The following is a 20,558-nucleotide window of genomic DNA, read 5'->3' as shown; positions in this document are numbered from 1 at the left end:
CATTTTATTTATAGATGTTCGGCAGGATCGGAGGGAGATTTCGCTGTAGTGGCAAGAGACGGCAAAGTTGTGAGTTTCTCAGAATATTCTTTGCTCCGAATCCTAAGGAAATAACACCATATTTCTCATGAGGCGTAATTTATATATTATAAATTACTGATACTTAAAGTAAATTACAGGAATTGATTTTAACATAAATCAGGTTATACGTTTCAAATAAGCCATTATGAGATTCTCATGGATGAGAATTATTCAATGAATTTCCAAGCAGGCGTCAAATGTTTGGAAATTATAAACAAAATTATTAATCGTCAAGAATTATATTAATACAGAAATTATTAATATAATTATTTTCGGAGAAATTAATATGCATTCCCGTCTGAATTCATCCATTGCGAGTAATATTATAAGTCGGGATGTATTGAGATTAACTTCTGGAATCAGCGCAATAAGTATTCCATTGCTTTTTGGTGTTTTGTTTTCTACCCATGTTAACGCCACGGACTATACAGCACCTGTAACCACCAGCCTTCAAAACGGTGATACTGTCACGATTGTCGGTAATGGCAATGAGGTGAGGGCGCTGTCGAGTGCAAATGGAACAACGCTGACGCTGCCGGGAAATAACACCATAACTGCAACTGGCCCCGCAGCCGCCGGGCTTTATGCCACCGGAAGCGGTTCGGTAATCAATGCTACGGGGGTTGTTGTAATCACCACTGGTTCCAGCAATTCATTCGGCGTTGGTGCCGTCAGTGGTGGGGTCATCAATCTTTATGGCGCGCGAATTTCGACCTCGGGGACGGGAAGCCATGCACTGAAGATCGGTAGTGCTGGAAGTAATGTTACGACCGACAAGAATACGAAAATTTCAGCTTCCGGTGCCAGCGCCTACGCGATTCAGGTCTATTCCGGTGCAGTGAAACAATACGATAAGACATTACCTGCCAATGCTCTGGCAGGAGAGATCAGCGCAACCGGGACCGACGGCGCGGCATTTCAGGTAACTGGGACCGGCTCAAGGCTTATTTTTAAAGATATTGATTTCGCCAACGACACGAAAATCACGCTTGGCAACTCGTCATGGACAGGAATTGTCGCATCAAACGGGTTCATGCAGTTTCAAGGTAATAGCAGCGCCTCCAATTCAAGGTTCCTTGTCGGCACGGGAACACTAGGTTTCGCTGGGAATTCCACTGCACAAGGCAGCCAGTTCACGTTGAACGGTTCGAGCTCTATTCTGGATCTGCGGAGTTATACGGGGACGTCGGATTTTAATGTTGCCAGCATTGACGGGGCTACTGGCGCACGCATTCTGATAGGCAGCAACACATTTGTGGTTGACGGAAGTACGTCAACCACTTTCTCCGGTACCATCGATGGCACCGGGCGCCTGGTGCGCGGTGGAAGCGGCACTCTTACACTTTCCGGCACCAACACATATTCCGGCGGAACTTTTTTCAACTCCGGAGCCATTGCGGTCAGCAAGGATGCCAGCCTCGGCGCATCAACTGGAGGGCTCAACTTCAATGGCGGTACGCTTCAACTGACCGACAGTTTCGTATCGGCGCGTTCTGTCACACTGGGTGCTCAGGGAGGTACGGTTCAAACGGCGGCAAACGAGATTAACGAGCTCTCGGGCGGTATTGTCGGATCAGGCAAGCTCATAAAGACGGGTGCCGGTACGCTGGTTTTGTCGGGTTCCAATACCTATAGCGGCGGCACCGTGATCAATGGCGGCACTGTATCGATCAGTGCCGATAAAAACCTAGGCGATGCCACCGGCACGTTGGCCATGAATAATAACGCCACGCTTCTGCTGGTTGATAGTTTCGACAATAGCCGGGCGGTTACGCTGGGCAGCGGTGGAGGCACGATTCAGACCGTCATGGGCAAAAGCAACGCTTTTGCTGGCGCAATCGACGGCTCAGGTCCGCTGACAAAATCGGGCGATGGCACGCTGACGCTTTCGGGCGCCAATACTTATAGCGGCGGGACGGTCATCAATGATGGTGTTGTCTCGGTGGGCGCGGATAGCAATCTTGGGGCTGCGACCGGTGCGCTTTCGTTTGACGGCGGCACGCTGCACCTGACGGGCAGTTTCAACAACAGCCGTGCGGTGACGCTTGGCGCCGGAGGCGGTACGATCCAGACAAGCCTGCTTCACAGCAATGAGTTTTCGGGGACGATCGGCGGTACAGGCAAGCTGACGAAGAACGGCGCGGGTACGCTGACGCTTGCAGGCGACAACAGCTATACGGGCGGCACGGTTGTCAATGCCGGTGTTTTGTCGGTCAGCGCCGATAAAAACCTTGGTGATTTGTCGGGCGGAGTGCAGCTCAATAGCGGCACGCTGCGGCTGACGGGCGATGTTACGAGCGATCGGGTGGTTGCGTTTGATGCGGCGGGTGGAACTATTGATGCGGCGGCTGGTACCAACAGCACATTCTCCGGGCTGATTGATGGACTTGGCTCATTGACCAAGACTGGCGCAGGCATACTGGTACTGTCTGGGAGTAATGATTATCTGGGCGGGACCGTTGTTGAAGCCGGCACACTGTCAATCAGTTCGAATGACAATCTCGGCGATGCAGCAAGTAACTTGACCTTCAATGGCGGTACGCTTCGAGTTGCAGATTCTATCACGACTGACCGCAATGTTGTTCTCAACGCAAATGGCGGTACGATCGAAACCACTGCAGGTACAAGCACCTCTTTCACGCAAGGCATTACCGGCACAGGCAAACTGAACAAGGATGGTGACGGCACCCTGATCCTTACAGGCAACAATGTCTATGCCGGTGGAACCCACGTCTCGAAAGGTGTTCTTCAGATAGGGGCAGGCAGTACGGTTGGACAGATCGGCGGCAATGCCCAGGTTGATGCGGACGCTGCTCTCGCTTTCGATCGATCCGATGATATTATATTTGCCGACGTTATCAGTGGGGAGGGCGCCCTCCGTCATGATGGCTCAGGAAAACTGACGCTTACCGGCGAAAACAGCTTTACTGGCGGGACCACGATTTCGACAGGCGTGCTGGAAATCGGCAATGGCGGTACAACCGGCAGTATTGCAGGCGATGTGGCCAATAACGGCACGTTAGCCTTCAATCGCAGCAACCCGCTCGACTTCTCCGGCGCCATCAGCGGCACGGGACTTGTTCAGCAGAATGGTGCGGGCAGCCTGACACTGAGTGGCGACAGCAGCGCTTTCGGCGGTAGCACCTCCGTTGCAGCGGGCACGCTTCTTGTTGACGGTTCGCTTGGCGGAACTGTGAGTGTTGCCAGCGGTGCCAGCCTCGGCGGCGGCGGAACCATCGGCGGCAATACGACGGTTGCTGACGGCGCAACATTGGCGGGCAGTGGGGCGCAGACGCTGACATTTGATAAGAACCTCAGCCTTGGTGCTGCTTCAGTGGTTTCTGTCAGCTATGGCACTAGCGCCGGTTCATCGCCTTTCCTTGTGAAAGGCGATCTCGCCCTTGGAGGCGTGATCAATGTCACTGACTTCGGTCACAATGGCCCCGGCATCTATCGCGTGTTCAGCTATGCGAATAATCTGACTGGCACGATTGGATTAGGCAGCCTGCCAACCAGTATAACCGATCCGTCTACTGTTACTCTCCAGACCACGGATGATGCAGTCAATCTGATCAACACCGTTGGTCTGGTTCTCAATTTCTGGGATGGACAGGCTGCAGGCCATTCTTTGAATGGTCAAGCCAACGGCGGTAGCGGCACCTGGAACAAACAGAACAACAACTGGACGGGCCTGCCGGATTTCCAGTTGAATGGTCCATGGTCGACAGGCGAGTTCGCCATCTTCCAGGGCGCGAGCGGCATCGTTACAATCGACAACAGCGCCGGAACCATTTCAGCAGCGGGTATGCAGTTTACAACCGGTGGCTATGAAATCACAGGCGACGACCTCACATTGGCATCGACTGCGGCCAATGCCGGCGATACGCCGATAATCCATGTTGGCGATGGCTCCATTAATGACGACACCGAAGTGGTGACGATTTCGACGCGAATTCTTAGTACAGAAGGTATTGATAAAACGGGCTTGGGTACGTTGGTGCTCACCGCAGACAATAACTATACGGGCGGTACATTTGTCACGGGTGGCATCTTGCAGCTTGGCGACGGAACATCTGGCGGTAAGGGCGGGGTTGAAGGTGAGATCAATCTTGGCTCTACAGCTGCTTCCGCAGGTACGCTTGCAATCAACCGTGCTGGCTCTGTTACAATTGACAATACCATTACCGGCTCTGGTCATGTTGTCATCGACAGTCCTGGCGAGATCGAGTTCAATCAGACGAATTCTTATCTGGCTGGTACTTTCATCAAGAATGGCGTTTTGATTGTCTCCAGTGACGACAATCTCGGGGACACCAACAGTGATGTGCAGATTGAAGGCGGATCGACACTGCGTTTCAAGTCTGCTTTCAGCAGCAGCCATAACTATGTGTTGGGAACAGGTGGCGGTTCGATTGAAACAACGGGCACCAACATCAACAAGATCCTGACTGCCGTTACGGGCGTAGGCTCTCTGACCAAGACCGGCACCGGCACGTTGGTTTTTTCGGGTGATAATGATTATGTTGGTGTCACGACGATTTCGGATGGCACTTTGCAGATTGGAGATGGCGGCGGCACGGGCAGTGTTGTCGGCGACAACACCAACAATGCGCGTCTGGCCTTCAACCGCAACAATGCTTACGCTTATAACGGTTTGATTTCCGGTACGGGCTCTGTTGTGCAGGCGGGGACCGGTACTACGACGCTGACAGGCCAGAACACCTATGCGGGCGGCACGGTTGTGTCTGCGGGCGTCCTTCAAGTGTCCAGTGACAAAAATCTTGGTGCAAGCTCAGGCAATCTGACCATTGACGGCGGTACTTTTGCCAACACGTCTGCTTTGACCAGTGCACGCGCTGTCAATGTCACTGCAAATGGCGGGTCGATCCGCACGGATGCCACTTTGACCCTGACCGGAGCCTTTGATGGTTCGCCGGCTTCAGACTGGCACAAGACCGGTACCGGCCTTCTGGTGTTTGACAGCAGTGCGACCGGTGACGTTGGCGCTGGAGCCAATGTCGACGCTGGCAAGATCGTTGTTGAGGGCAGCCTCGATGGAAGCTTCGCTGTAAACAGCGGTGCGACGCTTGAGATCAGTGGCACGCAAGGGGGCGATGTCAATGTGAACGCCGGTGGCACATTGATGGGGTCCGGTCAGGTCGGCCAGAATGTCGTGGTCGCGGACAATGGCAATTTGCAAGGCAAATATGGCCAGACGCTTCAGATTGGCGGCAATCTTGCTCTTGATGCCAACAGCCAGGTCAATGTCACACTCGGCATGCCGAGCCAGACCGCCCTTTACGATGTGCAGGGCAATGTCACTCTGGCCGGGTCGCTGAACATCACGGACGGCGGCGGCTTCGGTCCGGGCCTTTATCGTCTCATCGACTATCAGGGCAACCTGACGGACAATGGGATGACCATTGGCACGGCTCCGGGAGGTGATCCCACACGGATGTGGATCGATACGGATGAGGCGAACAAGCAGGTCAATCTGATGAGCAGCTACGGGGTCAGGCTGAACGTCTGGGATGGCGGCAATGGTGCCTGGAACCTTGTGTCCGATCATTCCAATGATGTCTGGACGGATAATGCAGACAATATCAAGGGTCCTTATGATCAGGGGTCGTTCGCCGTGTTTCGGGGTACGCCGGGTACGGTGACGATCAGCAATGCCGCAGGCAATGTGACGGCATCCGGTCTTAATTTTGCAACCGATGGCTATGTTTTGGCGGGCGATGCGCTCGATCTCGACAATACCGACCAGCCGATTATCAACGTCGGTGACGCCACCGATGCAAGCAAGTCGATGACGGCAACTATCGCAGCGACGCTGACGGGCAACAAGGGCATCAGCAAGACCAACTACGGCACCTTGGTTCTGACGGGTGCGAACAGTTATAGCGGCGGGACGACGGTGACAGGCGGTGTCCTGCAGATCGGTGACGGTGGCAATACGGGCAGCATCAAGGGTGACGTTGCGGTTTCGAGCAGCGCCTATGGTGACGGCACGCTGGCCTTCAACCGGAGCGATGATACGGAGTTTGACGGCAACATCACCGGTGATGGCAAGGGTGGTGTGGTCCAGAAAGGCGCAGGCACAACGACGTTTACCGGCGACAACACCTTCTCGGGCGGTCTGACGGTTGAGAATGGCGGGGTCAAGGCAGGTGTCGCTGGCCATGCCTTCGGCACGGGCACCTTGAAGGTCAAGGCGGGTGCAACGGCCGATCTCGACGGCTTCGACACGACGGTTGGCGGTCTTGCGGCCTTCGACGCGAGCGGCACGACGGGCGATGGCGATATTGCACTTGGATCGGGCAAGCTGACGGTCGAACAAAGCTTCGACAGCAAGTTCTCCGGTGTAATCTCTGGTGCTGGCGATTTGACCAAAAGTGGCACTGGTACCCTGACCCTCAATACGGCCGGCACCTATACCGGTGCGACCAATGTCGATGGCGGCACGCTGAAGCAGGGCGCAGCCGGTGTCTTCAACAATGCATCGTCGGGCTACACTGTCGGTACAGACGGGACGCTCGATCTTGGCGGTTTCGATACCACGCTGGCCGCGCTGTCGAATGGCGGTCTCATCACGATGGGAACACAGCAGACGGCAGGTACGACACTGAGCGTGACCGGCAACTATACCGGCACCGGTGGCACGGTCGTCATCAATACGGTGCTCGGCGACGACAGTTCCAAAACCGATCGCCTGAAGGTGGGTGGTGACACATCCGGCACGACTAATCTGAAGGTCAACAATCGCGGCGGACTGGGGGCACAGACTGTCAACGGCATCGAAGTGGTCGAGGTTGCCGGTCAGTCGAACGGAACCTTCTCGCTTGTCAGCGACTACACCACCAAGGACGGTCAGAAGGCGGTTGTCGGTGGGGCCTATGCCTATACGCTGCAACAGGGGGCGGGCAGCGGCAACAAGGACGGCAACTGGTATCTGACCAGCCAGACGACACAGGAACCGCCGGCCCCCGATTGCCAGCAGACCAATACCTGCCCGGTCGATCCGGACAACCCGCGCTATAGTGCCGGTGTTCCGGTCTATCAGGGCTATGCGCAGAACATGCAGGTGCTCAACAAACTGCCCACGCTGCAGGAACGTGTCGGCAATCGCTATCTGACGAGCGGGAACGACAACGACGCGAGCAATACAGGCAGCAGCACTGTCGACAGCCGCGGGATCTGGGCGCGCATCGAGGGCGCGCATAACCGGCTTGAGCCGCACAGCGCGACCGGCATGAAGCAGGATATCAACAGCTTCATCATGCAGACCGGTGTCGACGGGCAGTTCTATGAGGATGCCAACGGGAAGCTGATTGCCGGGATCACCGGGCAATATGGTACGGCACATGGCAATTCCAGCTCGTTCTTCGGTGACGGTTATACCGACACCAGCGCCTGGAGCCTTGGCGCGACCGCAACCTGGTATGGCAATGACGGCTTCTATGTCGATACGCAGGGCCAGCTGACATGGTTCGACAATGATCTCAACTCCGATACGGCCAATAGCGGGCTGGCCGATGGCGCAAAGGCATTCGGCTATGCGCTGAGTGCCGAGGTGGGGCAGCGGATTGCGCTCGACGAACATTGGTCGCTGACGCCACAGGCGCAGCTGATGTGGTCATCACTCGATGCGGATGCGTTCCACGACATCTGGGGCAATCGTGTGCACATGCAGGATGGCGACAGCCTGACGGCGCGTTTCGGCCTTGCCGCCAACTATCAGGACAGCTGGCAGGGGGATGACGGCCGCATGGTCAACACATCGGTCTATGGCATCGCCAATGTCTATCAGGAGTTCCTCGGCGGCACCCGCATCAATGTGGCTGGTGTCAACGTTGATACCGACAATGACAAAACCTGGGCCGGCATCGGCGCCGGCGGCACCTATGCATGGGCCGACAGCAAATATGCAATCTACGGCCAGGGCTCCATCAACACCTCCCTCAACCACTCAACCGACAGCTATGCCGTCAAGGGGAATATAGGGTTCATCGTCAGGTGGTAACCAGCAAGCCACAACCAAAAATCGCCGCAATACAAGGCTCGCGCCTCCAAAGGACCTGCGCGAGCCTGCTTTCCTAACGCTAAAAGAAGGGCGGATGTGCGCATACATTCTTGTCAGCCATGTATTACAGCGACCGCCGTCCGCTAGCTTTGATTTAACCAGTACTAAGTCTAGTTATCCTGTCCCGTCATCGCGCTGATAAATCGTGAGAACAGCTCTCCCTGCGAATTGATGTGAAGTTTACCGTATATATTGCGTCGATGGATGCGCACGGTTCCACATGATATTCCTAAAGCATGTGCGGTCGCTTCGGCTGAATAGCCTTTCAGAATATACTCTGTTACCTCCACCTCACGGGTGGTTAAAATCTGACGTTCCAGATTGCGAAAAGCATGCTGGATAATTTTTGAAAGATTGTCTGTTTCCGGTTGCTGAGAGGTTTGGGTGAATTGCTTCGACAAGTCCGCCCAATTGTGCCGTCCTACTGCACCAATGAATGGCACCAGTTCCCCCAGCTTGCGAAATTCATGCGCAGAAAACGGCTTTGAAGTTCGCATGGCAGAAATTACAATGCAGATATTTGGTTCAACATTGAACATGAACCCGATTTCTTCGGCCAGTTCCGTTTGGACATAGTAGTTACGGAAATACTCTCCCTGATAAAAACGGTCGGGTGCCATATCCCGCAATCGTACGAGGCGGGGATCACCGGGCCGGGATGATTGCAGGTAAAATGGATCGAGGAGATAAGGTCCTTCCTGATAGTCCTCGACCATAACCTTGTGTTTCCATACGGGGAATTCTGAATGCAGAGCGATGGGGCGCCGGTTGCCACAATAGGCGAAGGTCACCGTATGCTCGAAAGGCACCACGCTGCGGATCGCTTCGATCAGCGTTGCTGGAAAATGTGGCTGGTGTAACGCATCAATGACCCGTGCAGACGTCTGCGCCCAGTTCATTCGGAATCTCCGTCTCTATGCCTTTTGTGATATATACACATATCGACTAGTTTTATATGTTTTTCTCAAAATAAGGGATATGCCGCTTTAGGCAAAGCTCTCTAGGGGAATATATTTTGATGGTATACGCTACCGAGGCTTCTGTTGGTCGAAGCAGCGACACTGTTGCGGAATTTGTCGGCACCACGAAACGCTATGGTGCCGTACTTGCAGCCAGTCAGCTGAACCTGCGAATCCGGCGAGGGGAGTTTCTTTCCTTTCTCGGACCATCGGGCTGCGGCAAGACAACGGCACTGAGGATGTTAGCCGGATTCGAGCAGCCAAGCGAAGGCGAAATATTGATCGACGGGTCAGAGGTGGGGACGACACCGGCCTACAAGCGCCCCGTCAATATGGTATTTCAAAGCTACGCTCTCTTCCCGCACATGACCGTAGCCCAGAATGTGGCTTATGGATTGAGGCAGCGTCGACCGCGATTGGCAAAGTCCGACATCGAGCTTCGGGTCGCAAAAGCGTTGGAAACCGTTCGCCTTGCCGATTTCGGCGGGCGGCGGATCTGGGAGATCTCGGGTGGCCAGCAACAGCGCGTGGCACTTGCCCGTGCGATCGTGAACGAGCCAAAGATATTGCTGCTCGATGAACCCATGGCCGCACTCGACGCCAAGCTTCGGACCGAGATGCAGCTTGAACTTTTGTCGCTACAACGCGAGCTGGGCATCACTTTCGTTCTCGTCACTCATGATCAGCAGGAAGCATTGTCGATGTCCGACCGCATCTGCATCATGGGGCATGGCCGTATCGCTCAGATAGGGACGCCGCGCGAACTCTATGACCGTCCTGCCAATCGCTATGTTGCCAACTTTGTTGGGCGCGCCAACATTCTCGCCGGGAAGGTCGAACATACCGACGGTGACGATGTGGCGGTCAGCCTGGCTTCGGGCCACAAGGTGGTAGTTGAGACAGCTTTTGCTGTGGCGCCCGGCGATGTTGTCGACGTCATGATCCGACCTGAAGCGCTGCGCCTGACTATCTCCCCAACGGAGGGGGAGCAGACGATTGAAGTACAGGTTGCCAACAAGATTTTCCTCGGCGAGCACATCGAATTCCTGCTGACGCACCCGGTTCTGGGCCAGTTGCAGGTTCTGGTTCCGAGGCAGGCGGAAAGAGCATTGCCGGGCGTCGAAGTGGGCTCGAGCGCGCATCTTGTCTGGGATCGTGGAGCAGGACTGATCCTTGAGCGTGGCGAATGAGTTTTGCGAGTTTGGCGTCTGGCTGGCATCCGTGAGGACAAACCTCAAGCGCCAAATTCGATCTGCTGACAATAAACGGGAGGGATGAAATGACGAAGAACGACAAGCCGGTTTCCCGGCAGACTTTCATGGAAGAACTGCGCCGTTACCAGAAAGGTTCGGTTACACGCCGCCATTTTTTGGGCGTGACCGGATTGGGTGCCGCAACGGCGGTCCTGGCGGGCGCAATACCGGGATTTTTGCCAACACGCTCCTGGGCAGGCGACATTGGTGACCGGGTTTCGATCGCAACATGGCCAAATTATCAGGACCCCGACAATTTGGCGGCCTTCCAGAAAGCGACTGGCGCAGCGGTGCAAGTGAATGTTTTCGGTTCAAACGAGGAAATGTTCGCCAAGCTGCAGGCCGGTGGAGCAGGCTGGGATATTGTGGTCGCTACGAACTACGCTATCAGCACCTATGCCGACAGCAAGATGATAGAGCCACTCGATCTGACAAAAATACCCAACTACAACGCCGAGTCCTTCGAGGCGCGTTTCGCAACGCCCGGCACTGTCGACGGCAAGCTCTACGGTATCCCAAAACTATGGGGCACAACGGGTATGGCCTGGGACAGCAACAAGGCGAAGACACCTTTCACCAGCTGGAAGGATTTTTTCGACCGGACCAAAACCGACTTTTCAGGTCGCACAATTATCCACGACTATCAGCTGACCGCTATCGGAAATGCCCTGAAATATTACGGCTATTCGTTCAATTCCGTCGATCCGAAGGAATTGGCCGATGCAGAGAAACTGCTGATCGAGGTGAAGCCGCATCTCTTTGCCATCACCTCCGACTATCAGCCCTCCATGCGTAACGGCGATGCCTGGCTGACGATGTGCTGGACCGGAGATGCGAAACAGATGAATCGCGATCTGCCGGAAATCCAATACACGCTCGGAAAGGAAGGCGGCGAAATCTGGTCCGATTTCTATACCATTCCCACAAGCGCGCCCAATCGTGAAGGCGCTTACGCATTGCTGAACTTCCTGCTCGATCCTTCGGTCAATGCGCGCGAGGAACTCTTCCATGGTTATCCGGTGCCCGACGCACGCGTCGAAGCTCTGGTGCCGGAGGAAATGCGCAATGATCCTATCCTTCATCCGGCGGCGGAACTTCTGTCGACACTGGAGTTCGGGGCGGCGGTCACGTTGACCGATCCAAACCGGGCAGAACTTATTGCCCGCTTCAAATCGGCATAACGGACGGACACAATGGCACTGTCTCAGCGAAAAATGCGCTGGCTCCTGCTGGGGCCGGCGGGCCTGTGGTACGCTGCGCTCCTTGTACTGCCGCTGGCGGTCGTCCTCGTCTATTCCTTCGGGGAGCGCGGGGCAGCTGGTGGTTACGAGCCGGCTTTCACCCTTGCGCAATACGCCAATCTGGGAAGTCGCTGGGCCGCATTCCGCAACACATTGACGCTGGCGCCCATCGGCACCATCGCGGCGCTGCTGATCGCTTATCCGCTGGCCTATTATCTTGCATTGCGGGTCGGCAAGCAGTGGCGAACATTGCTGCTTGTGTTGGTGATTGTGCCATTCTGGACTTCGATCCTGATCCGCTCCTATGCGTGGATATTTCTTCTTGGCGGGCGGGGAATTCCCCAATTGCTGTCGGCGTTCGGGCTCGGTGAGTTCCGCCTGATCAATACGCCTTTCGCCGTTCTGGTGGGCATCGTCTACGGTTATCTGCCGCTGATGTTCTTCCCGATCTATGTGAGTCTCGAAAAACTCGACCGACGGCTGTTGGAAGCGGCAGACGATCTTGGGACGCCACCCTGGCGGCGTTTCCTGCAGATTACCCTGCCCCTGTCGCTCCCCGGCGTGGCAACCGGCTCGATGCTCGTCTTCATTCTGCTCATGGGTGAATATCTCATCCCGCAGATGCTGGGTGGAGGCAACGTTTTCTTCGTCGGAAATGCGCTGGTCGACCTTTTCCTGCAATCGCGTAACTGGGCGTTCGGCTCCGCCGTGTCGATAACGCTGGTGGCGATCATGTTGCTTGTCGTCTCCCTTTACATGCGTTTCCTGCGCTTGATGGGGACAGCGCGCGACGATGTCAGTTTGATGTGAGGAAACCATGCGCATTTATGCTTTTGCAGTTTATCTGTTCCTCTATCTTCCTATCGGGATTATCGCGCTGTTCAGCTTTTCTGCGGGCCGATCGGCGAGCCAGCTTCAGGGTTTCTCGACGCAATGGTATTCCAAGGCACTCGACAACCCATTCGTTATCGATGCTCTCAAGACTTCGGCATCAGTCGCGTTGACATCGGCGTTCCTGTCTTGCCTGCTTGGCACGATGGCTGCGATTGCATTGACGGGCCTGAAAGGAAAATTGCGCGTTCTCTTTGATGCCCTCATCTATATTGCAGTGATGATCCCAGGCATTGTCATCGGCATTGCAACGCTGATCGCGTTGGTGACCGTATTCAACACCGTTAATCCCTGGCTTCAGGCGGTGACGGGTTTGAAGCTCTCTTTGGGGTATGGCTCGCTCATAGCGGCGCATGTGCTGTTCACCATGTCTCTCGTTATCATTCTGGTGCGTGCCCGTATCGACGGCATGGATCGTTCTTTGCTGGAAGCTTCCTTCGATCTCGGTGCAGGGCCAATCGGCACCTTCCGGCAAGTAACACTGCCAATGCTGATGCCTGCGATAATGGCCGGATTCCTGCTCAGTTTCACCTTCAGTTTCGATGATTTCATCATCGCTTTCTTTGTTGCCGGGCCAGAAACGACCCTTCCGATCTACATCTTTTCGTCAATCCGTCGCGGAGTGACGCCGGAGATCAATGCCATCGGCACGATGGTAATGGTGTTCTCTCTGCTGCTGCTTGTCTTCGCACAAATCATTCTCCGGCGCGGGAAACCGGCAGGTCATTAGATGCCAAAAGCATTTCAAGCGCCTGCCTTCCTCCTGTTCTCCGCGATCATTCTAGGGAAAAAATCATGAAATCTTGTCTTGAGGGCCGGGTTGCCCTTGTCACTGGCGCCGGATCAGGTATCGGCCGCGCAGGCGCGATTGCCATGGCGGCAGAAGGCGCGACCGTTGTAGTTACGGATCTTCGCGCGGAACTTGCTGAAGCGACTGCGCAGGCGATCAGAGATGCCGGAGGGCAGGCGGAGAGCGCAGTGCTCGATGCCCGTGATGACGCCGCCATCACAGAAACAGTTTCCGGCGTTGCCGCTCGTTACGGACGACTTGATGTTGTGCATTCGCATGTCGGCATCCAGATTGCAGGCAAACTGGAGGATGTGACGCCTGCCCAGATGGATCTGGCATGGGCGTTGAATGTGCGGTCGCATTTTGTTGTGGCGCAGGCCGCGCTTGCGCCAATGCGGGCGCAGGGCGGGGGATCGGTGATTATTACTGCCTCCAATTCCGGATGCCAGTATGATCGCGGCATGATTTCATATGCCACTACCAAGCATGCAGCCGTGGCGATGGTACGGCAGATGGCGGCTGACTATGCGCGGGAGAACATCCGGTTCAATGCGCTTTGTCCGGGATTTGTCGATACGCCTTTCAATGCTGGCTTTGAACAGCAGATGGGTGGTCGAGAGGCCCTCGAAAACTACGTCGCCGAAACGATACCGATGGGGCGCTGGGCATCGCCAGAGGAAATTGCAGCCGGTATAGTATACCTCGCCTCGCCGCAGTCGGCTTTCGTGACTGGTCTCGCGCTGGTCATCGACGGAGGCGAAGTTCTTTAGAACGATGGGGTGGATCCTGCTTGGCGTGCTATGTGACATACCCACAAAAGAGTATGTGATTTGACGGATCTCGAATGGTCAATGCTTGAACCGCTTCTTCCGACCGAAGTGCGCGATAAGGAGCGTATTGATGATCAGCTCCTCATCGATCCGCGTTCATCAACATGGGACCAAAGATCCGAAAAAGCGAAAGATCAAGTTGCATGGGTCGCTCGCGCGGCGGGATGACCACAAAATTTATGTTCTTGTCGATGCCAATAATGGAAGTGGCTGCCCGGCAATTACTAACGGCTGAATTCGGCTCGATGTTGGTCGCTCGCTGATTTCATAAGAGACAGATTGCAGTGCTTGACAAGAGCTTTCATTGCGGGGGTATCTTTGGGCGAAGCAAGATTGCCGTTGATCGATTTGGAAGGCGGCGCCACATTAAGTTGCGCGCAACGCTTGGGTGGTATGCCAGGAGAGATGAAGCAACAGGTACGGCGATAAGGGTGAAACAGACTGCAAAGCGAAAGATGAAGCCGAAACTGGCAAAGCAGCGGGCGTCAGTGTCCCGATCTCATGTCAATCCAGCAACGCGGCATCAAGATTCGGTTATGCGGATTATCGCGCTCAATTCAACGGACAGGCAGAACCGCTCGCTTACCGGCATCCCTGATATCACGGCAACGCGATGGATGTGTTTTGGCATTGCCATGCTCTTGTCGTGTGTTGCGTTGGCGCTTCCTGCACTCACGTTTCTCATCCGACCCAGCCTTGACCATGATCCGATAGCCCTCATTGTATCGACACTCGTGGCGGCAATGCTTCTTGTTCCGGCCTTCATGTTTGCACGCGCTGGTCTTTTGGCTGGTGCCTGGATCACCATTACACCGGAGAATGTCCAATATGGATCAGGTGATGGGCTTGCGGATCAGCAAGGCACCAAGATCGAATGGGCGCGCATAGCGTTCGATCAGATGGCACGTTATGACGTGCGTCTCATTTTGAAAGGGCCCGTGCGGGAGCCCCGGATAGCGTTCGGTTATAAAATGCCCGACGGAACGCAGAGCGAGTATTCGCTTCCAATGTCATTGCGGGAACGTGGCATGCAATGTCTGTGGTTCGTCAATGCTGACGCCCTGCGTATTGCTCTGCTACAGAACATGGCAGCTCGCTCGAATTTGCGTTTCGACCCGGATATTTTCGTTGAAGCCGGTATTGATCCGGAGACGTGGCATCTGATGCCAAAGCCCCGCAAGGTTGAGTGGGCGATAGCCATAGCTTCGATGGCAGCGGTGTTGATATTCGGCAGTTTTATATCGGCGACGACATCTGTCGTGTTGGTCGTTGGGGGTGTTTTCGCAATTCTGGGATTGGGCCTTCTTGCAACATTCAGTTTCAGGAAGAGAGCTTATCCGGGCTTCGATCACGTCATCTGTTTTCGTGAAAACCGATAGTTCGTGCTGGGTTACTGTGGTTCTTCCATATCCGCATAAACCAGATAGCGAAGCGGTCCAGGCGTGATAGCATCGAATGGATAACAGGTTGCCAGCACAACATGGCGGCCTTCGCTATTCACGGCGATCTTCGCTTCATCCCAACGCGCGACGGCCATATGACTGACACGATAGGAAATCGTCTTACCGTCGCTGCGGGTGACGAGTATCTGATCGTTCTTCTCGATATTCTTCAGAAAAGCGAAATGTGTGTCGCGATGCGCAGCATAGACGGCTGTTCCCCGTTCCCCAGCCATCGGCGTATTGTCCAGATGACCGGGGCCGAAAGCCAATGCCTGACCGCTGGCGCCTTTCAGCGCGATGGCGGATTCATTAAGTCGTGGAGCTTCGATGCGGGCAACCGGCCATGTATCGACCCAGCTCCAGGGTTTGACTGGTGCGCCAGTTTCAATGCTTTCCGCAAAAGCTCGTTCGAGGAGGATCTGTGCCACAAATGCCTTCGCATGGATCCAGATTCCCTGACTGGCAATTATCATCCCGAGCGCAATCAGCACCATGCCCACCGTGGGAAGTAGGGAGCGCCACAGTGCGCTCCCCGTCATAATCGGATTGATAGACATCACACGTTCTCCTTGCGGCGGAAGAACCAGAAGACGAACAGGCCAATCAGCATCAAACCCAAGCCTTGCATGAGCAGCAGTGTCGCTAGCGTTGCCGTCTGCGGCAACGGGATCGACTGCGATGGCGATGATGGTGATGCAGGGCTTTCGTGGCTGCGGACAGCGTCATTTACACCATTCATGTCCATGCTTGCGTGATCCCCGACGGTGCGATCCGCACGGATGTCGAACAGCTTGTCATAATCCCAGCCCGCGGGCAGTTGCAGAGGAATATCGGCACGGGTCAGCGGAGAATTTGCCGGTCGCGACGGTGTCTTGTCGACAGCCACAAGGCTCGTCAGCCGGCTGACCAGATGATGCTCCAGTGCAAGGTGGAGAATGCGCGCATCAGCAGCGTCCTGGGAAATTTTCCCAAGGGTTAGTTCCACTTCCGCATCATCGATTTTGCGACGTGCCCACAGTTTTGAAATGCCTTCAGCATTCATTGCCTGATCGAGTGGCAGATTGACTGTCCACGGACGGCCATCAATCTGGCCTTCAATAGCAAGGTTTCTGATCGCCTTGCCCATTCGCGCTGCGATGACAAGTGGTTCACCACGATAAAGATCGGGCAAAAGGGAAGGTGTCATGCTCACATTCTTTTCCGAGAAATTGGCCTTCAGATCGGTAACAGCCGGGTTTTCAAGCTTGTCGAACAGAGCCCGCATGCGTTCGTCCACTTCAGCCGCCGACCCGATATGGGTGAAGGTTCCACGTCCAAGTTCTGCCGCACGGTTCATCAGATAGGAGTTCGGGGCAGAGCCGATGCCGACCATGAAAATACGCGAGCGCCCCCGACGTGCTGCAACGGCATCCAGCAATTGCTGCTCATTGCTGATCTCGCCGTCGGTCAGAAACACGATCTGGCGCAATCCATTACCCTGATTACTGTCATCAAGCGCGGCATGAAGGGCAGGCAACATTTCCGTGCCGCCTTGCGCTTCAAGGCTCGTCACGAAACGGCGGGCGGACGCGATATTCTCCTGATTGGCATCGACTGAATCTTCGAAGAATTTGGTCAATGTGTCGTCGAAGCGGATCACGTTGAAACGATCTCCGGGCTGAAGTTGCGACAGTGCATAATCCAGGCTGGCCTTCGCCTGTTCAATGGAAGTACCACCCATTGATCCGGAATTATCGATCACGAAGATGACCTCACGCTGGACCTTTTTTGGGCTGGCAAGCGCCGGTGGCGTAACATAGGCAAGCACATAATCGTCCTTGCCGATATGTTCGCGGAACAGCCCGACCTGCGGTGCATCGCTTGCGACGGCGCTCCACTCCAGAACGAAATCGCGATCTGCAGCCGCCATTCCGTCCAGCGTGATTTCCCGTGTCGCGTCGTTCGTCGTATCGATCTTGACCTTGTGGAAAAGGCTCTCAACCTTTCCAAGCGGGAAGCCTGCCTTCAGTTTGACTGAGATGCTCACAGGATTTGTTCGCAGGGCAGCCGGTGGGGCCAAAGGCGTTACGAGTGGCGCATTGTAAGTATCAGGCTCGCCCGTATCGCTCGACTTGCCCCAGCCGTTCTTCATTTCGACTTCCTGGACAACCGGGGAGGCATTGTCCGGATTGTAACGGGGTGCGACGACCAAAGGCACACGCAGCGAGAAACGCTCATCGGAAAGTCGCACCGCCTGCTGATACTCGATCTGGATGACGACTTTCTCGTGCGGACCGATATTGGCGACCGCATTGGTAAACACGTTGGGTCGCTGCTGCTCGATCAGCGTTGCTTTTTTGCCTTCGCTTTTCGCCTGTTCATATATTTCGCGGGCTGTCTGCTTCTCCTTGATGTCAGCGACAATCACGCGATCACCGATGACCATCTTCAGCGAATAGACCGCACTTTCTTCTGGCAATGGGAAAACATACAAGGCTTCAACGAAACCATTGGTCGGGTTCTCGAATGCCTGCGTCAGCCGGGCTCGGGCCGTCGGTCCACTCACATCGAGATTGACGTCCGTTGCGAGCCGAGGCGCTTCGACGTAACGTCCGGCTTGGTTTGTCTCAAGCAGAAGGCTGCCGGATTGAACCTCGTTCGGCGTGACCAGAGCGGGCGTTTCAGCGCGGGCCTGCACGATCTGCAACAGACAGAAAAAGACAGCCAATGCGGGCAACAACGCCATGTTGCAGAACCAGACGAGTGAGCAGAAGCAAGAGAGTACCCGACCTCTATTGCTATGATTTGGAAGATTTATCGCGGGTGACATGACGTGCTCCTTGTTCACCTCGAAGAACTGGAGCCATTGTCGCTGGAGCCACTGTTTCCACTCCAGCGTAAGCTTTGCCAAGTTTCAGCCGTCACTTTCCGCAAACCGCCTTGCCGGTTACGCATATGTGTGGAATTGTGCAGAAAAGTACGCAGTTCAGGATAAGCCATGTCCGATCAGGACCCTCATCTACCCGACCAGATCAATGCCCGTGTTGCAGTCCGGGTTCGTGAGGAAATCGCCCGACGGCGTATTTCGCGCCAGCTTCTGGCCGATGAAGCGCGGATCAGCCTCTCGACTTTGGAAAAGGCGCTGTCGGGTCACAGGCCCTTCACGCTCGCAACCATCATCCGGCTCGAACAGGCAATGGGTGTCGCCCTGCGCGAACAGGCAGGTGAAGCGCCCGCCCAGCTGGCCAGAAATGGCAACAGTCACGCAGCGGAAGAGCTGGGCGCCTATTCGCGCGCCTCGGTTTCATGGCTCGAAGGTGATTACCTGACCTTGCGTCCGTCCTTTGGGGAGGACAAGGCCATCTTCGCTTACATCACGGAAATCGGTTGGGATTTCGATGCCGGGCATCTCAATTTTCGTGAGCGTGAACGTTCTGACGTCTCGTTCTCACAACAGGGGGCTGTCTCCGTTCCACATCTTTCGGGACACATCTATCTCGTCACGAATACATCCGGCCAGTACCGTATGGCCGTGCTCTCCCGCCCAAGCATCACAGGCGAAATGTTCGGCATCCTGACGACATTGCGCGCCGGGCAGGGTGCACATCTGACACCAGTTTCGACACCACTTGCACTTGTTCCCATGAAGCAGTTCGCTGATCCGTCATTTGGGCGGGTGCGACCTGGCGACATATCCTTTGCAGCTTATTCGGCAATTCTGCACAAGACATTGGACGACGGCTATGCGGGTTTTATTTCAGGGTAATTTTACAGCGAAATCCAATTCGTTTTGGCCTTACTCCGTTCAATCCCTCTGTCCGTGAACGGTGTCGTTATGATGATTAAGTGTACTTCCGTAGCCATGAAATCTCGTATACTTTCCGCTGGCTAACTCCTAACCCGGAGGATTGTCGCGTTGAAAAATTTATTGAGCGCAGCATTTTGTGTCCTGCTACTTGGGGCTTTCAGCCAGTCCGCGTCCGGTGCGTCAATCGGTGCTGGCAATCCCTATCCTGTTAGCCACTACAAGTGCGAGGATGGCACTCAGTTGGCGGTACGCCTCTTCGGCGACCGTGCTTCCGTCTCTGTTAACGGCAATGCGGCGATTGATTTACCTTCTATCGGCAAAGAAGGTACGACCTATTCGAACGGCCGACAAACGCTGACCATCATACAGGGACGTCTCTCATGGGGCGTGGGCCGCGCTGTTCCTTCAGCATGCAAGGGCGGTTGAAGGGCAGGTCTTGCCACGTGGGAATTGGCAGGCATAGGAAATCAGTCCATTGAACTGATTTCCTTCGTTAGGTGCTTTGCGTGTTTACTGGAAATGGCCTAACTCGGACTGTGAATAATCCAAAACTTCTCCAGATCACTCGGATTGTCCCATGCTGCTACAGCGCCGGGACGAACGAGGAAGATATCGCCCGCCACGAATGTCACGCTTCCCTCATCAGGGTTTGACAATGTCACCTCGCCCCTGCGCAGCATCATCAATTCCGAGAATGAATAGGTGATCGGATGACGAGCATAAGGCGTCGTGGCCCAGATGCCCCAGGCGATTGGATCGTCACTTTGGAACTCGTGACGGGAAGTTGTTGGTGCAGGGGTGGTCAGAAGTGCCGGATTGGGCGCTCCGCCGGGTGACATGGGATGGTCAAGATCAAGTTTACCGAAGGATACGCTTAGGCTCTCTTGATGTATCGTGAGGATGACACAATCTGCCGCGCGCGCCTCCCATGAAAATATGCCTGCAGGCAGACTTGCTACCTCACCTTGGGTCAGTGTGATTTCGAGACCATTATTGTCCCGGATATTCAAAGCACCATCACGCAGCATTATGATGGAGGAAAACAGGCTTTCCACCCCTGTTCCTTGGCCAGAAAGGATTGCGCGTCCGAAGCCGAAAGGTTCCGTCGACTGACCGTCCAGGCTGACGGCTCGGAAAGCTGTTTCCAGATCGGAGCCGCAAGAAGGTGCAACGCCCAGATTGATTACGTTTCTCAGCACGT

Annotated in this window: 14 protein-coding genes; 10 read left to right on the top strand and 4 right to left on the bottom strand. The window is 55.0% G+C overall.

The window, feature by feature from the left end:
- Window positions 1-475: 475 nt before the first annotated feature.
- Window positions 476-8,104, top strand: coding sequence for an autotransporter-associated beta strand repeat-containing protein (locus OHI65_RS03935; protein WP_264358736.1), 7,629 nt, complete (start codon window positions 476-478; stop codon window positions 8,102-8,104).
- 170 nt (window positions 8,105-8,274) lie between these two features.
- Here the strand turns inward: OHI65_RS03935 and OHI65_RS03930 are convergent, their stop codons facing one another.
- Window positions 8,275-9,063: a response regulator transcription factor gene (locus OHI65_RS03930; RefSeq protein ID WP_125302654.1), complete on the bottom strand. Its 789-nt coding sequence runs from the start codon at window positions 9,061-9,063 to the stop codon at window positions 8,275-8,277.
- 119 nt (window positions 9,064-9,182) lie between these two features.
- On the opposite strand from OHI65_RS03930, the gene OHI65_RS03925 reads away from it, so the two are divergent.
- The 7 genes from OHI65_RS03925 to OHI65_RS03895 all read left to right on the top strand — a co-directional run bounded on the left by OHI65_RS03925 (window position 9,183) and on the right by OHI65_RS03895 (window position 15,507).
- Window positions 9,183-10,313, top strand: coding sequence for an ABC transporter ATP-binding protein (locus tag OHI65_RS03925; RefSeq protein ID WP_125302657.1), 1,131 nt, complete (start codon window positions 9,183-9,185; stop codon window positions 10,311-10,313).
- An 89-nt stretch (window positions 10,314-10,402) separates the two neighbouring features.
- Window positions 10,403-11,557, top strand: a complete 1,155-nt coding sequence (locus tag OHI65_RS03920; RefSeq protein WP_125302660.1) for an ABC transporter substrate-binding protein — start codon at window positions 10,403-10,405, stop codon at window positions 11,555-11,557.
- A 12-nt stretch (window positions 11,558-11,569) separates the two neighbouring features.
- Window positions 11,570-12,427: an ABC transporter permease gene (locus OHI65_RS03915; protein ID WP_011983127.1), complete on the top strand. Its 858-nt coding sequence runs from the start codon at window positions 11,570-11,572 to the stop codon at window positions 12,425-12,427.
- 7 nt (window positions 12,428-12,434) lie between these two features.
- On the top strand, window positions 12,435-13,238 hold the full coding sequence (locus tag OHI65_RS03910) for an ABC transporter permease (protein WP_011983126.1): 804 nt from the start codon (window positions 12,435-12,437) through the stop codon (window positions 13,236-13,238).
- Between the two features lie 65 nt (window positions 13,239-13,303).
- Window positions 13,304-14,068 carry an SDR family NAD(P)-dependent oxidoreductase gene (locus OHI65_RS03905; RefSeq protein ID WP_011983125.1) on the top strand — a complete coding sequence of 255 codons (765 nt, stop codon included), beginning with the start codon at window positions 13,304-13,306 and terminating at the stop codon, window positions 14,066-14,068.
- 60 nt (window positions 14,069-14,128) lie between these two features.
- On the top strand, window positions 14,129-14,296 hold the full coding sequence (locus tag OHI65_RS03900) for a hypothetical protein (RefSeq protein ID WP_185758035.1): 168 nt from the start codon (window positions 14,129-14,131) through the stop codon (window positions 14,294-14,296).
- Window positions 14,297-14,664: 368 nt separating this feature from the next.
- Complete coding sequence (locus tag OHI65_RS03895; protein WP_235824481.1) at window positions 14,665-15,507, top strand: hypothetical protein; 843 nt, start codon at window positions 14,665-14,667, stop codon at window positions 15,505-15,507.
- Between the two features lie 11 nt (window positions 15,508-15,518).
- Here OHI65_RS03895 and OHI65_RS03890 read toward each other — a convergent pair whose 3' ends face one another.
- Together OHI65_RS03890 and OHI65_RS03885 are read right to left on the bottom strand one after the other, a co-directional pair.
- Window positions 15,519-16,127 (bottom strand): class GN sortase, encoded by a 609-nt coding sequence (locus tag OHI65_RS03890; protein ID WP_125302663.1) that lies wholly within the window; start codon window positions 16,125-16,127, stop codon window positions 15,519-15,521.
- Window positions 16,127-18,379: a marine proteobacterial sortase target protein gene (locus OHI65_RS03885; protein ID WP_255414843.1), complete on the bottom strand. Its 2,253-nt coding sequence runs from the start codon at window positions 18,377-18,379 to the stop codon at window positions 16,127-16,129. Before OHI65_RS03885 ends, OHI65_RS03890 begins: the two co-directional genes overlap by 1 nt.
- Window positions 18,380-18,547: 168 nt before the next feature.
- Here OHI65_RS03885 and OHI65_RS03880 point away from each other — a divergent pair, with 168 nt between their 5' ends.
- Together OHI65_RS03880 and OHI65_RS03875 are read left to right on the top strand one after the other, a co-directional pair.
- Entirely contained in the window at window positions 18,548-19,315 is a 768-nt protein-coding gene (locus tag OHI65_RS03880; RefSeq protein WP_125302666.1) for a helix-turn-helix domain-containing protein, read from the top strand.
- A 150-nt stretch (window positions 19,316-19,465) separates the two neighbouring features.
- Window positions 19,466-19,783 carry a hypothetical protein gene (locus OHI65_RS03875; protein WP_011983120.1) on the top strand — a complete coding sequence of 106 codons (318 nt, stop codon included), beginning with the start codon at window positions 19,466-19,468 and terminating at the stop codon, window positions 19,781-19,783.
- A gap of 98 nt (window positions 19,784-19,881) precedes the next feature.
- Here the strand turns inward: OHI65_RS03875 and OHI65_RS03870 are convergent, their stop codons facing one another.
- On the bottom strand, window positions 19,882-20,556 hold the full coding sequence (locus OHI65_RS03870) for a cupin domain-containing protein (RefSeq protein WP_231771529.1): 675 nt from the start codon (window positions 20,554-20,556) through the stop codon (window positions 19,882-19,884).
- Window positions 20,557-20,558: the final 2 nt, after the last annotated feature.

The sequence above is a fragment of the Brucella sp. MAB-22 genome, from assembly GCF_025908475.1.
Classification (GTDB): domain Bacteria; phylum Pseudomonadota; class Alphaproteobacteria; order Rhizobiales; family Rhizobiaceae; genus Brucella; species Brucella anthropi.
This window is presented reverse-complemented; position numbering and strand designations above follow the sequence as displayed.

Excerpts from the sequence above, each read along its gene's own strand:
- OHI65_RS03880 (WP_125302666.1), top strand. The coding sequence starts at position 18,548 with ATGTCCGATCAGGACCCTCATCTACCCGACCAGATCAATGCCCGTGTT.
- OHI65_RS03905 (WP_011983125.1), top strand. The coding sequence starts at position 13,304 with ATGAAATCTTGTCTTGAGGGCCGGGTTGCCCTTGTCACTGGCGCCGGA.
- OHI65_RS03915 (WP_011983127.1), top strand. The coding sequence starts at position 11,570 with ATGGCACTGTCTCAGCGAAAAATGCGCTGGCTCCTGCTGGGGCCGGCG.
- OHI65_RS03925 (WP_125302657.1), top strand. The coding sequence starts at position 9,183 with ATGGTATACGCTACCGAGGCTTCTGTTGGTCGAAGCAGCGACACTGTT.
- OHI65_RS03930 (WP_125302654.1), bottom strand. The coding sequence starts at position 9,063 with ATGAACTGGGCGCAGACGTCTGCACGGGTCATTGATGCGTTACACCAG.
- OHI65_RS03910 (WP_011983126.1), top strand. The coding sequence starts at position 12,435 with ATGCGCATTTATGCTTTTGCAGTTTATCTGTTCCTCTATCTTCCTATC.
- OHI65_RS03890 (WP_125302663.1), bottom strand. The coding sequence starts at position 16,127 with ATGTCTATCAATCCGATTATGACGGGGAGCGCACTGTGGCGCTCCCTA.
- OHI65_RS03920 (WP_125302660.1), top strand. The coding sequence starts at position 10,403 with ATGACGAAGAACGACAAGCCGGTTTCCCGGCAGACTTTCATGGAAGAA.
- OHI65_RS03895 (WP_235824481.1), top strand. The coding sequence starts at position 14,665 with ATGCGGATTATCGCGCTCAATTCAACGGACAGGCAGAACCGCTCGCTT.
- OHI65_RS03885 (WP_255414843.1), bottom strand. The coding sequence starts at position 18,379 with ATGTCACCCGCGATAAATCTTCCAAATCATAGCAATAGAGGTCGGGTA.